Consider the following 14,084-nt stretch of genomic DNA (forward strand, 5'->3'; position numbering starts at 1 on the left):
CACCATAGAGCATTTTAAGCTTTTTGGCGTTTCTTTTCAACAAAATCATGGATTCGTTTGGTAGCTTCCGCTAATGTGTCCCAATCAGTTGCATAGCTGATGCGTAAATAATCTGGTGTACCAAAACCAGCACCAGTCACTACTGCCACGTGGGCTTCCATCAGCAAGGCCTCCACGAAGGCATCAATGGTTTGATAGCCGCACATCGTCATGGCTTCTTTGACATTTGGGAACAAGTAAAACGCGCCTTGGGGTTTCGTCACCTGAAAACCAGGAATAGCGGCAATTAGCGGATATAGTTTGTTCAAGCGCTCTTCAAAGGCCTGACGCATCACTTCAATCGATTCTTGATTCCCAGTCAGTGCCTCAACTGCTGCGTATTGGCTAGCAGCCGGCGGGTTGCTAGTAGCTTGGGAAGCGATATCGATCATCGCTTTGATGATTTTTGCATCGCCGACAGCAAATCCGATCCGCCACCCAGTCATAGAATAGGTTTTAGAAACGCCATTGATCACGATGGTTTGTTTGCGGATCTCTTCTGATAAGCTTGCGATCGATGTAAAGGTATTGCCGTTATAAACCAAACGACCATAGATATCATCGGCAATGATCCAAATATTATTTTCCACTGCCCAGTTGCCGATTGCCGTTAACGCTTCTTTTGAGTAAATCGCCCCTGTAGGGTTGGCAGGCGAGTTTAAAATGATGGCTTTCGTTTTCTCTGTACGAGCAGCTTCTAATTGAGCCACAGAAACTTTAAAATCGGCTTCTTGCTTGGCTTCAACAAACACAGGTGTCCCTTGCGCTAAACGGACTTGTTCCGCATAGCTAACCCAATAAGGCACTGGAATGAGTACTTCATCCTCTTCATCAAGGAGCGCTTGAAACAGCGTATAAAGGGCAAACTTCGCGCCATCTGTCACGATCACTTGGTTTGAATCATAGTCAGCACCATAAAACTCTTTCATATAAGCAAGAATCGCCTGTTTTAACTCAGGAATCCCCGCAGTTGCTGTGTAAAAACTGGCCTTGCCGCTCTCAATCGCTGCGATCGCTGCTTGGCGAATGTTTTTCGGGGTAATAAAGTCGGGTTCACCGACAGTTAGACTTAATACGTCTACACCTTGGTCCGCTAACGCTTTTGCCTTAGCAGATGCCGCTAACGTTGCGGAGGGTTCCAATTTTTCTGCTCTTTTTGAAAGTACCATGTTTATCATCCTTTCTACGATCCAAAATTCATTCTATCATAAGCGTCTTCCTATAGTTCAGTGATCGCTTTGATTTCTTCGCCATCTTTGAAACCAATCAAATAATAGTTCAAACGACCATCGCCATCTTTCGTCATGACTTCCCAAGTTGGCTCGCCTTCAAAAATACCCAATGCGGCCTTTTGGATTTCCTGACCTTGATGATTGTCGCGAACAAATGCCTTAGCTTGTGCTTCCGTCAGCCCATCCGCTTGATTAAAAACAGAAACCTTCTCACCGCTTTTTGGGATGATCACAACGATCTCATTGTTATTCGTATCCTTTCCAACAATGCTAAAGGAGGTTTCCTCACGGGTAAACCAATAAAATTGTTCGACCTCTGCTAAATCGGTGTATCTTTCTGCTATTTCGATTGCTTCGTTTCTTGCTTGTCGCATTGGACGAGAAGAACGGAGATAGAAAATAGAAGCGAAGAGAATAACGACCAGTAAGACTGTGATCGCACTCAGCAAAATAACCACACGCCGATGTTCTTTGTCTTTTGTTTTCACACTTCGTACTCCAATCTTAAATAAAATCCATTATATCAGATGTTCAACTCATTTTTCAAAATCGGCTGCTGCTTTTTCCTCTTGCCCAAAAAAATGTTGGATGTCTTCGGCGATCTCGGTTGGACTTGCTTCAATCAGAGGTAAGTTTTTGGGTAAGCCTTTGACCATTCGTTTGCCATATTTTGTCGATAGCAAGCGTCGATCAAGGACGACCATCACGCCGGTATCCTCCTCGGAACGGATCAAGCGCCCCAATGCTTGGCGCAGCCGTAAAATCGCTTTAGGTAAGGCATCTTCTTTAAAAGAATCAATGCCTTCTGCTTCCAAAAAGGCGTGCCGTGCTTGGACCATGGGTTGTTTAGGGTTCTCAAAAGGCAATCGGGTCACCACAGCGATCTTCAGTGCCTGTCCTGGTAAATCGACCCCTTCCCAAAAACTGCTAGTCCCTAATAAGATACCATTTTCCGCTAATAAAAATTTCTTTAAGACTTTCTCACGGGTTCCGCCAGTCCCTTGAGCAACGATTTCTCTGCCATAATGCAGGGCTTTTTTATTCAATCGATCATAGACATTTTTCAAAGTTTCGTGCGCCGTAAACAACACAAGCGCTGGTTGCGGATTGTCAAACAAAATCGGGACCAACGCTTCGACTAAATAATCCGCGTATTCGGCAGCTGATGCTTGTTGGATCGAGAGACCTTTTTTGATTACATACAGTCGCGTTTGCTTGCTGTAATCATAAAAGGCAGGAATCGTTTTGACTGGCACATCCGTCAAGCCGATCTGATGGGCAAAATATTCTTTGTTGCCTGGGATCTTCAATGTCCCCCCTAGATAAATGATGTGCTGATAGCGTTGGTACCATGTGCTCTCCACGATCGAATGTCCTTCTAGATCAGCTAACTCAATCACAGCATTTCCTGACTGGGGATGCTTTTTCAGCCAATGAACGTAACGAGGATGCCACCAAGTCAACCACGCGGTCACTGTTTGTTCCTGTGCGTCCATTTGACTAAAGAAATCAAATAAACGGGCAATCACGATCCGTTGTCTTGCATACCACCGATCATTGGTCAACTCGAATCGCTGACGCAGCTGCTGTTGAATCTCATTGATTTCCTGATAATAGAGGCTCAATTTTTCATGTAGCTTGTCCTGCTCTAATGACCCATCATAGAGGTCATGATGCTGAACGACTTGTAATTCTGGGGCATCGATCGATAAGGTGCGAAAATACTGTTCTTGTGTTTCGACCAAAACCGACAATGCATTTCGATACAACGAGAACATCCGTTGCAAAAAATCGTCCTCGGTAATGATCTGGGCAATTTCTTCAAATAGTCCTTCTTCATTCAGCTGTAAAAACTGCCGCTTGAAATGAGCAGAGTCAAAGACATGTTGACTAAATCCTTCTGCTTGCTGCGGCAACTGTTGGGCTTCATCGATCAACAAATAATCACTCGTTGGCAACAGTGGCTGCGCCCGTCGGTTTTCCTGCATTAAAAAGGCATGATTGACGATCAAAACATTGCTTTGCGCCATCCGCCGATATAAATGTCGAACAAAATCTTGTTCATAGAAGGGTTGATCTTTGGCTAAAAAGTCGACCCCGCGATGGCGAATGTCGGTAAATAAAGGATGATCAAGACGAACTAAATTCAATTCATCAAAGTCACCTGTTTCTGTTTTGGTCAGCCAGACTAAGATCCCCATCTGATATTGGGCGTATTGCTTTTGTTCTACCGGTTGATCCAGCGTCGCTTTAAAGCGCTGCAAATCAATGTAATGACGATGGCTTTTGACCAAGACCGCTTGCAAAGGCTGCTGCAGTACTTGGTTCACCAATGGAATGTCTTTGCTAATGATCTGATTTTGTAAAAGAATCGATGAGGTGCTAACGATCAATGGATTTTCTGGCGTCGCTAAATAAGCGGCTGGAAACAAGTAACCGATGGTTTTTCCCATCCCCGTTTCTGCTTCAATAATCAAATTTTTCTCTGGTTGGGTGTAATGCGTATACACCGCATTCATCAAACGTGCTTGTTGTTTCCGATAGATCAAGTGCTCGCCAAAGCGCTGTTCTTTTTCCGTTTTTACTTTCGGATACGTTTCTTGAAAATGCGTGGCTTCAAAAAGCGGAACAGTTTTTTTTCGCAGGACGACGCCGTCGATCACTTCGAAATCTTCCGCCAACTCTGGTCCTTTTTCTTTCAAAATTCCGTGAATATACTCACTCGTTTGCATCCCCATCTGACCGCTTAAAAGCGCAATCTGTTTAAGAGTCGTCCGTGGTAGCTGTCGCATGATTGCTTCAATGTATAAAAATAATGCTGCGGTCACTTCTGCATCACTATCGGCTTGATGCGGGTTGTCATGACGAAAGCCGATGCTGTCTGCCAGATCACCTAAGCGAAAGCTGCTTTCTGTCGGCAAAAACACTTGCGCCAATTCCACCGTATCGATCCCTGGAATCGATAAAGGCGGCAGACCGCAACGAACAAATTCATTGCTTAAAAAATGATAGTCAAAATAAATGTTATGCGCCACAAAAATCGTATTGCTGAGTAAGTTGTAGATCGTGTCAGCTATGTCTTCGAAATAAGGCGCTTTGCTTACTTGCTGGTTTGTGATGTGTGTCAATCGTTGAATTTGCTTAGAAATTCTGCGGTCAGGGTTGATATCTGCGGCAAAACGATTAATGATCTTGCCATCTTGGACTAAGACGCAGCCAAATTGAATAATTCGATCAATCGTCGAATCGGTTCCTGTTGTTTCAAGATCCACCACAGCGTATATAGGTTTCATTGTATTCCTCCTTGCACACTGTCTGCATTATACTACAAAATCAATGGCGATTACATCTGTTTTCCCATCGGATACGAGGGTTCGCAGGAAGAAGAACCTTACTATCTAGTATCCGTATTTATCAGCCAAAGGAATTTGTCACTCGTCGCTGATCGCTTTTTTCGACAAAAAAAGAGATCTTTTTTATAATTTACTATAAGGAGGCGAAAAAAATGAATGATTTCAAAAACAAACGAGTGATTGTAACGGGGGCTGCTTCAGGGATTGGAAAAGCGGTGGCAGAACAATTTCTAGCCCAGGGTGCTCTTGTTGGGTTGATTGATCGCAACGAAGAGGAGCTGCAGGAGTTTCTTGCTGACTATGACGCACAAACCCACTATCGTGCCGTTGACGTCACTGAAGCAGAGAAGCTGCAAGAAGCGATGAGTGGTCTTGTGGAAGAACTAGGTGGTCTCGATGTACTTCACGTCAATGCCGGCATCAACGGTACTTGGACACCGATCGAAGAATTGACCGTGGCAGAATGGGACCAGACAATCAACACAAATTTACGCAGTACCTTTATTACCGTCAAAGCTGCGATCCCATTTATGAAAGCAAACGGCGGCAGCATTGTCATCACGAGTTCAGTCAATGGAAACCGCATCTTCAGCAATTTTGGTGCAACTGCTTACAGTACATCTAAGGCAGGTCAAGTCGCCTTTACAAAAATGGCTGCGCTGGAACTTTCTGGTTATAATATTCGGGTCAATGCCATCTGCCCTGGGGCGATCGCAACGAATATCGATGCCAGCACAGAAATTGAAGAAGAGGTTGCTCGCGTTGAGATCCCCGTCAAATATCCAGAACGTTCTCGACCATTAAAACAAGAAACAGGCGTGCCAGAACAAGTCGCCAACCTTGTGCTTTTTCTATCTTCAGAGGCTGCGGGCAATATTTCTGGAACGGAAGTCTATATTGATGGAGCGGAATCTTTGCTTTAATACAACAAAAAAACGAAAAATCAAACCTGCTCCCCTCACTTGTTTCAAGTAAAACCTGTGAGATGGATCATTTCTTGATTTTTCGTTTTTTCTTTTTGTTTATTTTTCCACCAAAGCTGCGATTTCTTCTAGAAAAGCAGTCTTGCCATAAAAATCTGCATTCAATAACTCGGGAAAAATGGCTTCAAAGAAATAGGTCACACATGGACGATGCTGAAACGCTTTGACCGTCAAAACCGCTTCACGAAACATTTCTTTGAACACTTTGTCGGGGTTGCTTTTTGAGATCTCTTCAAAAGACTCATACAAAAGATCGATCTTATCCGCAATTGCCAACAGCTGTCCTTCAAGGCTGTTGTCTTTGCCATCCGCCAAGCGTCTGCGATACGTCGCTTGAAAGCTTTGGGGGATTTCTTCTTCGATGAAGGCATCGGTCATTTTTTCTTCAACGGTTGATAACATCGCCCGCAATTCTTTGTTTGCATATTTGACTGGCGTTTTGATGTCGCCGATGAAACGTTCCGTGTAATCATGGTTCAAGGCTTTTTCATAAAGAATTTGCCAATCGACTTGATTTCCCGCTTGTTCTTCGATATCGGCTAAGGTCTGGGCAATCATGGTTACTCGAAACGAATGAGCGGCCACGCTGTGCTCGGTAAACTTAAAAAATCCAGGTGCTCGTTGGATTTTTTCTAAATTAGCCAATCCAAGAATAAATTCATTCAATCCCATCAGTCTGCCTCCTTTTTTTCTAAGAGTATAACAACTACTTTCTCCGCAAGCAAATATCACGCGCACAAAAAAAAGAGCAGCTAAGCTGCTCTTAAAAGGCATTCACAAATTACGCTTTGTTAACGTTAGTCGCTTGAGGGCCACGTTGTCCGTCTTCGATATCGAAAGTCACTGCTTGACCTTCTTCTAAAGTTTTGAAGCCTTCGCCTTGGATAGCTGAGAAATGAACGAATACATCGTTACCGTTTTCTGCAGTGATGAATCCAAAACCTTTGTCTGAGTTAAACCATTTAACTGTACCTGTTTCCATAATAAAAATCCTCCTTGTGTTTATACACATATTTTGCAATTACTTGTATAAGGTGAAAATGTGGAAGATGTTTAAGATGAAACAAGCTACCATAATTTACCGTAACAAAAACTACACTTTGTATTATAGCACATTATCTTCTTTATGACTAATAGAAAATCAAAAAAAATGAAAACGCCTTTATTTTTTTATAATTCGCAAAAAGACTGCTGCACTAAAGATCTGCAACAGTCTTTTCTTTTTTGGAAACGATTTATTTACGAAGGACACAACTGCGTTTAGTAGCGCAAAATCGCAGTCAAACTTTTTTCTCCTGGGGCATCTTTTTGTTCCAAAATAGATACCTCGCCGCCATTTTCTAAAACATCGATTGCCAGCGTATTTAACACTTGGCGACGATCGTATTCCGTGTCAGGATCTTCTCCAAACCCATCGGCGAGATTGGAAGTCGCTACAAACAGATTGGCGATCCTGCCTTCTTTAGCTGCAGGTACGATATCAACCAATTGGTCAATAAATTTCCGATCCAACAGCTTGCCGTATTCCCCAACTTCTTTTTGTGTCAACTCCGCAATCAGCTTTTGCGTACACGTTTGGATCTCTTTCAAAGATAACGATGCTGGTGAAGAGGAAATGCTTGGTTCTGCTTTGAAAAAGTTCGTTTTTGCCACTTTTTTAAACAGGGTTTGATTTTCTGGTAAAGCAAAAAGATACATTGGTAAATGCTCTTCGTTTGAAAAATCATTTTTAAAAAATGCATCAACTGCTTGGTAGTAGTTGACGTGATCGATCTCGACTTCTTCATCTTTGGCACTAAAGCCGTGATAAGCGACGCCTTCTCCCCCTGAGTTAGGGCCACCTTGGGCACTGTAATTAAAGTTGCCGCCGCCAGTGATTTCTTCCCCCAGCGCTTTTTCGATCGTTGTCGGTGCCTCTTCTGGCAACTCGACTTCACGCACTTGATTGTTTTCAACTTGATAGACTTGCATTGAATCGCGATTCAACGCTAAGAGATAAAATGGGTAATTAAACTGTGCGTTTTTGATGACAGCTAATACATACGGGGTTTCCCCTACATAATATTGATCATCCACACGAATACTTAACCGATGGACCAGTACATCTTCTGGTGTGATAATCACCGCCACACTCGTTGTACTGTTACGCCAAAATGATTGATCTGCAAGCAGTTCATCAATTTTCGTTTGAAAAAGATCCCAAGAATGTTCTGGGTATTTCTTTTCAAAGCGGCGCTTCGCATCTTTGGCAAAGTTCTTAAATTTGATTTGATCCTTTTCGACATTCTGGTGGCCGACATGCGTATTGAGCATGATCGTGACAAATGGTCCTTTGATTCCGTCAGATATTACCTGCGATAAAAAACTTTTTCCAAATTTTCCCATTCCACATTACCTCCTGCTTAATCAAATACAAATAAAGTGTACCATGCTTATTTTCTTCCATAAAGTAAAACGATTGCACGCGTTTATTTCTTCATTCGTTTTTCTGATTACTCACTATACTGGCTATTTTTCAGCGGATCAGCCAAGGTATTTCTGGTGGCCCATAGAAAGCCTCGTTTGGTCCAAGTCTGAATGGTGGGCTCTTCTAGCTCTTTTAGACTGTGTCCAACGGATTGGAAAAAGACTCTGCCCTTGCCCCATTTTTTGATCCACATCATTGGCAGTATGACGTCTTGGTTAGCTGCATTCGGATGATCTTTAGCGGCAAATGTTGAGGTAGCTAACACAGTGACGGCTGGATCAACCAGACAATAGTATTGCTCCGTCGTCAACTGAGGGATCGATTGAGTATTTGCCGTAATATAGTGATCTGTCGTAAGATCGATGCTATAGGTCGTTTCCAATCCACCAGGATGTGCCAAAAAACAGCCGCCAGTCAGAAACAACCAGCCTTTACTGGCTTGAAAAGCCGAGGCAAAGCCGCCATGAACGCCTGCTAATCCTAACCCTTCTGCTACAGCCTGAGTGACATTTTGCAGCGGCTCATCAGGCAATTCTCCTCGCGTCCAATTCATGATCAACAGATCCAGCCTTTTTAATTCTTCTTTATGATAGAGAGGTTCAAAATCTGAGGCGAGTGTCACCTGATATCCTTCTGACTCCAGCAGTGTTTGGTAAAACTGACTGGTTTCTTTTGGGGCGTGTCCTTCCCAACCTCCGTAAATGATCAATGCTTGTTTCATTTTGTGTTTCCTCCTTTCTTTCTAACTTAGCGAAAAAAACGCAAAAAGCGAAGCAGAACGATTCTCCGTTTTCCTTCGCTAGTAATTTTTTCTGATTTAACGGTTGATTGAACGCCCGACACGATTGATGGTATGGCGCATACCTCTAATTGCAACCGATGTTTCGAAAATATTTTCGGTCGGTGCCATGCCGCCATAGCCGGCATCACCAATATGCTGCAGATCGACCCCACAAGTTTTGTTGATAATGGCTAATTGTCGCAACGTTTCTGGACGCGCGCTTTCTTGACTCGTTCCGATCGCTGACATCGTCAATAAGTCATATTGTTTGGCAATTTGAACAGCTTCGATCAGATCCTTTTCTAGAAAGCCTTGAATCGAGCCCACGGAAGGCAGTAACAAAATATCTGCTCCAGCTTCAGCGTAAGAAATGATGGCTTCTCGATCAACCACAGGTTCATCTGAGCCGGCACTGTGCATTTTTCCAGCGATGATCAACCCAGAGAAATGTTCTTTTGCCAATTTTACTGCTTTAGCGATTTCTCGGTTGGTCACACCCGTTCCAGGATTGCCTGTAAAGCAAAGAAAGTCCACCCCGAGTTCTTGGGCTTTTTTGATGGTGTCAACCGAACTTGTTCGGCCTTGACTGATGCTGATCTTTTCACTCATCATTTCCGTCGTAGCTGGGATCGGCTCAAGATTGATGCCGACAGGTCGTCCAATCAGTTGTTTTAGTTGAGGAATCGGATTTTCAATGGGCTGTGTAGGATCAAGCAGCTGCTCCAATGTGATACCAGGCATCCCAAAAATAGCTGGACGATAACAATCAAAGCCATTTAACAAAATCAAGTCAGCCCCAAAAGCTGCCGCGACTTCTGCATTGGTGATGTCGCCAGCTTGCGGCATGGTTTGAACCACCGTTTCACAGACGATCACTCGTCCTTCGCTCGCTTTAATGGATTGTTTCAATTCTTGCGCTGACATTTCTTTGATTTCACTATAGTTTGCACTTATCAATCGTTTGACCATGTTTTTCTTCCTTTCTTTTCCTTCTCATCTTGCGAGAAACACGAATAACAGGTAAAATATAGCTATTGTGTTCCCTTAGTTAAATGGATATAACAAGTCCCTCCTAAGGATTAGTTGCTGGTTCGATTCCGGCAGGGAACGTTTTTTGAAGAAAAAGATTCCTTATTTTTAAGGAATCTTTTTTTGTTGGAAAGCAAATACCTCTGCCTCGATTTGCTTAGAAATAATCTTCCAGAATCGGCTTTCCGTCTGGTAAGTTTTCCTGAATCATCACTGCAGCTTCCTTCTCCGTTTCCATTTGCTGGAAAAAGACCAAGGAATCAAGGGATTGTGCCTGCAAAAACAGTTGCACAAAGCGCTGAATCGACAAGGTTGCTTTTGGCAGCTGGGTGGCGGTCGTTTTCGTGACATGATGCTGAGCGTTTTCGATCGTCACTTCATAACACCCATTATTCCATGGGGCATATTCGTCCCCTTGAATTTCTATGGCAAAACGACCAGCTTTTTTCAACGTAAATGGATAGCTTTTTAGAAACCCTTCCACATCGACGATTCTTGCCATCATGTCTGGGCGCACTTGGTAGTGAGCCAATGGTTTGGCTGCATTTACTTGCAGGACTTCCCCATCAAACCCCGGTCTATAATGGATCTGCGCTACTGAATCTGCATGGGAAACGATAAACCGATTGAATCCTTGATACGCGTCAGCGGTCAAATAGCCCCACTCTTGAATATCAAAGCGTCCTCCTTCAACAAAGTAGATCAAATACCCTTCAGGAACGCCCGCTTCATTGCGATAAATCGCAAACGTATACGGTCTGCGCAAAACAAACTTGATTTCTTCCCACCAGGCTTGGCGAATCAGCCCACCTTTTTGATGGCGAGGCAATTGATGATAAATCTCGTGAATGATCGGCTGTGCTTCCTCCCAATTCATGCGTTGAATCCTTCCGTTCACTTTCTTGCCATCGGGCCATTGATGCGCATCAACTTCATAAACGGTGCGTTCAAAGGTATATTCATACCCATATCTGCGATAAAACGCAAAGGAGAAAGGTGCCAGATAGGACAGAACGATTTTTTGTTCATAGCAATCTTTAATGATTTGTTTCATGATCCGATCGATCCGACCTTGGCTGCGATACTCTGGATAAGAAGCCACAAAACCGATCCCTGCCATTGGATAAGTCGTTCCATGAAAATTCACATCAAAAATAGTTGCCATGATTTGGCTCGCTAGTTTTCCATCCTCGTCGTAGGAACCATAATTCCAAGAATTTTCCGCAAGCTTGCGATAGCGCTTGATATTTGTTTCATTCAACTCCCACTGAAAGGCATAAGAAACCAATTCCAGTACTTCTTGCGAACCGAATTCGGTCATTTTTTTGACATCTGTCATTCCTTCATCTCCTCTACTTGAAAACACGCAAGAAACGCAAAAAAGGCGTCAGTCGACCCCTTAATATGCTTCTTCCATCATACTCAACATTTTTTTAAATTGCTTGCGTTTGAAATATCCTAGAATGGTGCCTAAGAGCATGTCATTCAATTGCTGCATGAAGCCATGTGATTTCATGGTTTCCGTATAAATGACTTTACTGCTCTTTTCATCAAGCGGCGCTACTTCATAGCGAGCGACAAATTCATTTTTCGTCGTTTCTGTTTTGAATTGATAAACTTGATTTTCAATGATTTCTTCGATCTCTATCTTCGCACGACTCGTAGTAGAAAATTCCTTTACATATTGAAATCCTGCCAGTTGCTTTCTAGAAAGTGTTTTTCCAGTTGCTTTTCGTACGTCAAAGATAACAGAATCCATAATTTGATCGTAAAAGACATTTGCTGGAATCGATAAATCTTTTTCAATTCTCATTAAGACTTCCTCCTATCTGACTCTTCGGCTTTCTTCTTTCCTTTCACGAACAAAAGACTGCCAGAAATAAGCAAGAAAATACCTGTTGTAAAACTGAATATATCTAACTGCTGATTACTTGGATTCATACTGTATAGGACTACGAGTAGACCGATACTACATATAAACAAGCCGTTTTTTATCATTTTCAATCATCCTATCTATTCGTTGATCCACAGAGAACCTACTCAAACACCAACTGCTTGAAAGTATAAAACAGAACCCCAAGGCTGTGCTTTGATCAATTCTTTTGCTTTTTTTGCCGCCGCTTCTGAATCGGAAGCTGTGGTAGTAAAAATAAGTTTAATCCCTTGTTTTTCTTTGAATGTAAAAGAAATTCCATCTTCGTTATATCCTTCAAGTAATTCTTTGATGGCATCTTGCTGCATTGCACTTGCTATTGAAATCATATTCTTTTCCTCCTAAATAATCAATAATAAAAGGAGGAGCTGCTTTACTTCAAGCGAAGCCATAGCAGTTCCTCACAATCTACAGGTCTATTCGCCTAGTTTTGGATCAATTTTATTTGCTGAAATAACGAACGGCGCCCAAATGAAGAATGTAACGACCATACATACCAACGTTACGATTGGGGCACGCCAGTCAGCTCCTGTTGCCAAGAATGATAGCAACATTGGTGGAACGACCCACGTTACTTGTTGTGAAACAGGTGCTACTAAACCAAAGTACGTTGCTAACCAGCCGATTGAAGTGGCTACTAGCGGAGCAATAATGAACGGAATAAACATGATCGCATTCAATACGATTGGCAGACCGAACATTACCGGTTCATTGATGTTGAATACACCAGGTCCGATTGACAATTTTGCAACAGTTAGATAATCCGCACGTTTTGATAAGATCAAAATAGCAATCAGCAATACAATTGTACCACCTGAACCGCCAAACCAAGCAAATGAGTCAAAGGATCCGCGTACCCACATATATGCCTTGCCGTCTTCGATTGCGGCAAGGACCGCGTTTGTCCCAGTTTGTCCTTCATATCCTTTTTGGAAGATATCGATATTGATCAACTGCGCTTGTCCCCAGATACCTTCTAAAACTGGAGCCAGTACGTTTGGACCATGGATTCCGAAGAACCAGAAAATTTGAACAAAAACAGTTACGATCAAAACTGCGCCAAGTCCTTGAGACAAGCCCAGGAATGGTTCTGCAATATATTTTTGGACAAGATCAATAATTAATTGTCCATCAGTTAGTTTACCGACAATAAAGTTAATAATAGCAATGACATATAAGGCGATTGTTGCTGGCAAAATCGCTGCGAACGCTTTCGATACTGCTGGCGGTACTGAATCAGGCATTTTGATAGTGATATCAGCTAACATCAATTTACAGAAAATAATAACTGAAATAGCCCCCATGATCATTACGGTAAAATAAGCGTTTCCGTTTAGATGATCGAGTTTCAACCAACCCCATCCACCTGCTGTAATTGCATCTGCTGTTGCAGACCATCCGGAAGTTGCTGACCCAGCATTGATTTCATCCATCAAAGCTGTTGGAACAGCTGTCGCCACAGAAGTGCTGTATGAAAAAGCAATCCCTTGAATCAATGTCGCTACCCCGACGATCCCACCTGCGAGATCATTCACTCGATAAGCACGAGCCAGATTATATCCCCAAGAAAAGGCAAATACTAAACCAGCAACAGCCAATGTACCATTCCATACGAAGCCATTAATACTAATAATTTCACGAATAACTGGAATGGTACTGGCATCATAACTCGGCCAAAATTGCGGTGGTAAGTCACGAATGATCGCGTTGATCATTACTGCGATCGAACCAGCCATAGTAGCGGGCATTGTTCCAATAAAGGCATCACGTAATGCAACTAAGTGCTTCTGGGCTCCAATTTTTGCAGCTACAGGGAGAATGTACTTCTCCATCCAACTTGTTAATCCATCCATTCTTAATTCCTCCTATAAGTTCTATTCGTCAAAGAAGATTTTTTGATTCATCGACAATAACTACTTCTATCCGTTCAAAGATTATTCGTTATTTAGACGTCGATAGACATCAATGATTTCTTTCGCTAAATCGGTAAATGCGATTGACGTCATTAGGTGATCTTGTGAATGCACTGTCAACAATGTCACGGTCATATGATTGCCTTGCGCTTCTTGTGTCAATAATCCTGTTTGCGAATGATGCGCTTCCACAAGAGATGCTTCAGCATCTTTGATTTTTTGGTCAGCTAATTCGAAGTCCCCTTCTTTTGCTGCCGCGATTGCTTCCATTGCGTCACTTTTTGCATTACCACCATACATGATCAATCCCATAATGGCTTCCAAATTTTGCTCATCCATCTTTAAAAATCCTCC

General features: G+C 42.7%; 15 protein-coding genes and 1 tRNA gene. 2 read left to right on the top strand and 14 right to left on the bottom strand.

The window, feature by feature from the left end:
* Window positions 1-14: 14 nt before the first annotated feature.
* Genes IGI73_RS10170 through IGI73_RS10180 form a run of 3 tightly spaced genes read right to left on the bottom strand, consistent with a single transcriptional unit; the run spans window position 15 to window position 4,564 of the window.
* Entirely contained in the window at window positions 15-1,208 is a 1,194-nt protein-coding gene (locus tag IGI73_RS10170) for a pyridoxal phosphate-dependent aminotransferase (protein ID WP_005229502.1), read from the bottom strand.
* Window positions 1,209-1,258: 50 nt separating this feature from the next.
* Complete coding sequence (locus tag IGI73_RS10175; protein WP_010749344.1) at window positions 1,259-1,759, bottom strand: cell wall elongation regulator TseB-like domain-containing protein; 501 nt, start codon at window positions 1,757-1,759, stop codon at window positions 1,259-1,261.
* Between the two features lie 48 nt (window positions 1,760-1,807).
* The gene (locus IGI73_RS10180) at window positions 1,808-4,564 is read right to left on the bottom strand and encodes a helicase C-terminal domain-containing protein (protein ID WP_428207097.1); all 2,757 of its coding nucleotides are present in this window, start codon (window positions 4,562-4,564) and stop codon (window positions 1,808-1,810) included.
* Between the two features lie 212 nt (window positions 4,565-4,776).
* Between IGI73_RS10180 and IGI73_RS10185 the strand changes: the two genes are divergently transcribed.
* Entirely contained in the window at window positions 4,777-5,547 is a 771-nt protein-coding gene (locus IGI73_RS10185) for an SDR family oxidoreductase (protein WP_015510036.1), read from the top strand.
* A gap of 99 nt (window positions 5,548-5,646) precedes the next feature.
* Here the strand turns inward: IGI73_RS10185 and IGI73_RS10190 are convergent, their stop codons facing one another.
* The 5 genes from IGI73_RS10190 to IGI73_RS10210 form a co-directional block, all read right to left on the bottom strand.
* Window positions 5,647-6,279: an HD domain-containing protein gene (locus tag IGI73_RS10190; RefSeq protein WP_010749341.1), complete on the bottom strand. Its 633-nt coding sequence runs from the start codon at window positions 6,277-6,279 to the stop codon at window positions 5,647-5,649.
* A 109-nt stretch (window positions 6,280-6,388) separates the two neighbouring features.
* Window positions 6,389-6,589: a cold-shock protein gene (locus IGI73_RS10195; protein WP_003126918.1), complete on the bottom strand. Its 201-nt coding sequence runs from the start codon at window positions 6,587-6,589 to the stop codon at window positions 6,389-6,391.
* Between the two features lie 278 nt (window positions 6,590-6,867).
* Complete coding sequence (locus tag IGI73_RS10200) at window positions 6,868-7,992, bottom strand: baeRF6 domain-containing protein (protein WP_005229492.1); 1,125 nt, start codon at window positions 7,990-7,992, stop codon at window positions 6,868-6,870.
* Between the two features lie 107 nt (window positions 7,993-8,099).
* Window positions 8,100-8,795, bottom strand: a complete 696-nt coding sequence (locus tag IGI73_RS10205) for a ThuA domain-containing protein (protein WP_060792914.1) — start codon at window positions 8,793-8,795, stop codon at window positions 8,100-8,102.
* Between the two features lie 96 nt (window positions 8,796-8,891).
* Window positions 8,892-9,824: a DUF7916 family protein gene (locus IGI73_RS10210; RefSeq protein ID WP_074536761.1), complete on the bottom strand. Its 933-nt coding sequence runs from the start codon at window positions 9,822-9,824 to the stop codon at window positions 8,892-8,894.
* A 69-nt stretch (window positions 9,825-9,893) separates the two neighbouring features.
* On the opposite strand from IGI73_RS10210, the gene IGI73_RS10215 reads away from it, so the two are divergent.
* Window positions 9,894-9,965 (top strand) — tRNA-Arg (locus IGI73_RS10215).
* A gap of 76 nt (window positions 9,966-10,041) precedes the next feature.
* Here IGI73_RS10215 and IGI73_RS10220 read toward each other — a convergent pair.
* From IGI73_RS10220 to IGI73_RS10245, 6 genes are all read right to left on the bottom strand, one after another.
* Window positions 10,042-11,223 (bottom strand): GNAT family N-acetyltransferase, encoded by a 1,182-nt coding sequence (locus tag IGI73_RS10220; protein WP_428207096.1) that lies wholly within the window; start codon window positions 11,221-11,223, stop codon window positions 10,042-10,044.
* A gap of 60 nt (window positions 11,224-11,283) precedes the next feature.
* Window positions 11,284-11,697: a DUF3284 domain-containing protein gene (locus tag IGI73_RS10225; protein ID WP_015510041.1), complete on the bottom strand. Its 414-nt coding sequence runs from the start codon at window positions 11,695-11,697 to the stop codon at window positions 11,284-11,286.
* A complete protein-coding gene (locus IGI73_RS10230) occupies window positions 11,697-11,882 on the bottom strand; it encodes a DUF3188 domain-containing protein (RefSeq protein ID WP_428207095.1) in 186 nt (61 codons plus the stop codon). Before IGI73_RS10230 ends, IGI73_RS10225 begins: the two co-directional genes overlap by 1 nt.
* Before the next feature lie 42 nt (window positions 11,883-11,924).
* A complete protein-coding gene (locus tag IGI73_RS10235) occupies window positions 11,925-12,146 on the bottom strand; it encodes a hypothetical protein (RefSeq protein ID WP_010749335.1) in 222 nt (73 codons plus the stop codon).
* Window positions 12,147-12,233: 87 nt separating this feature from the next.
* Complete coding sequence (locus IGI73_RS10240; protein WP_010749334.1) at window positions 12,234-13,670, bottom strand: PTS sugar transporter subunit IIC; 1,437 nt, start codon at window positions 13,668-13,670, stop codon at window positions 12,234-12,236.
* A gap of 81 nt (window positions 13,671-13,751) precedes the next feature.
* The gene (locus IGI73_RS10245; protein WP_005229473.1) at window positions 13,752-14,069 is read right to left on the bottom strand and encodes a PTS lactose/cellobiose transporter subunit IIA; all 318 of its coding nucleotides are present in this window, start codon (window positions 14,067-14,069) and stop codon (window positions 13,752-13,754) included.
* Window positions 14,070-14,084 lie beyond the last annotated feature (15 nt).

Source organism: Enterococcus sp. DIV0755f (genome assembly GCF_051713725.1).
Classification (GTDB): Bacteria; Bacillota; Bacilli; order Lactobacillales; family Enterococcaceae; genus Enterococcus_D; species Enterococcus_D casseliflavus.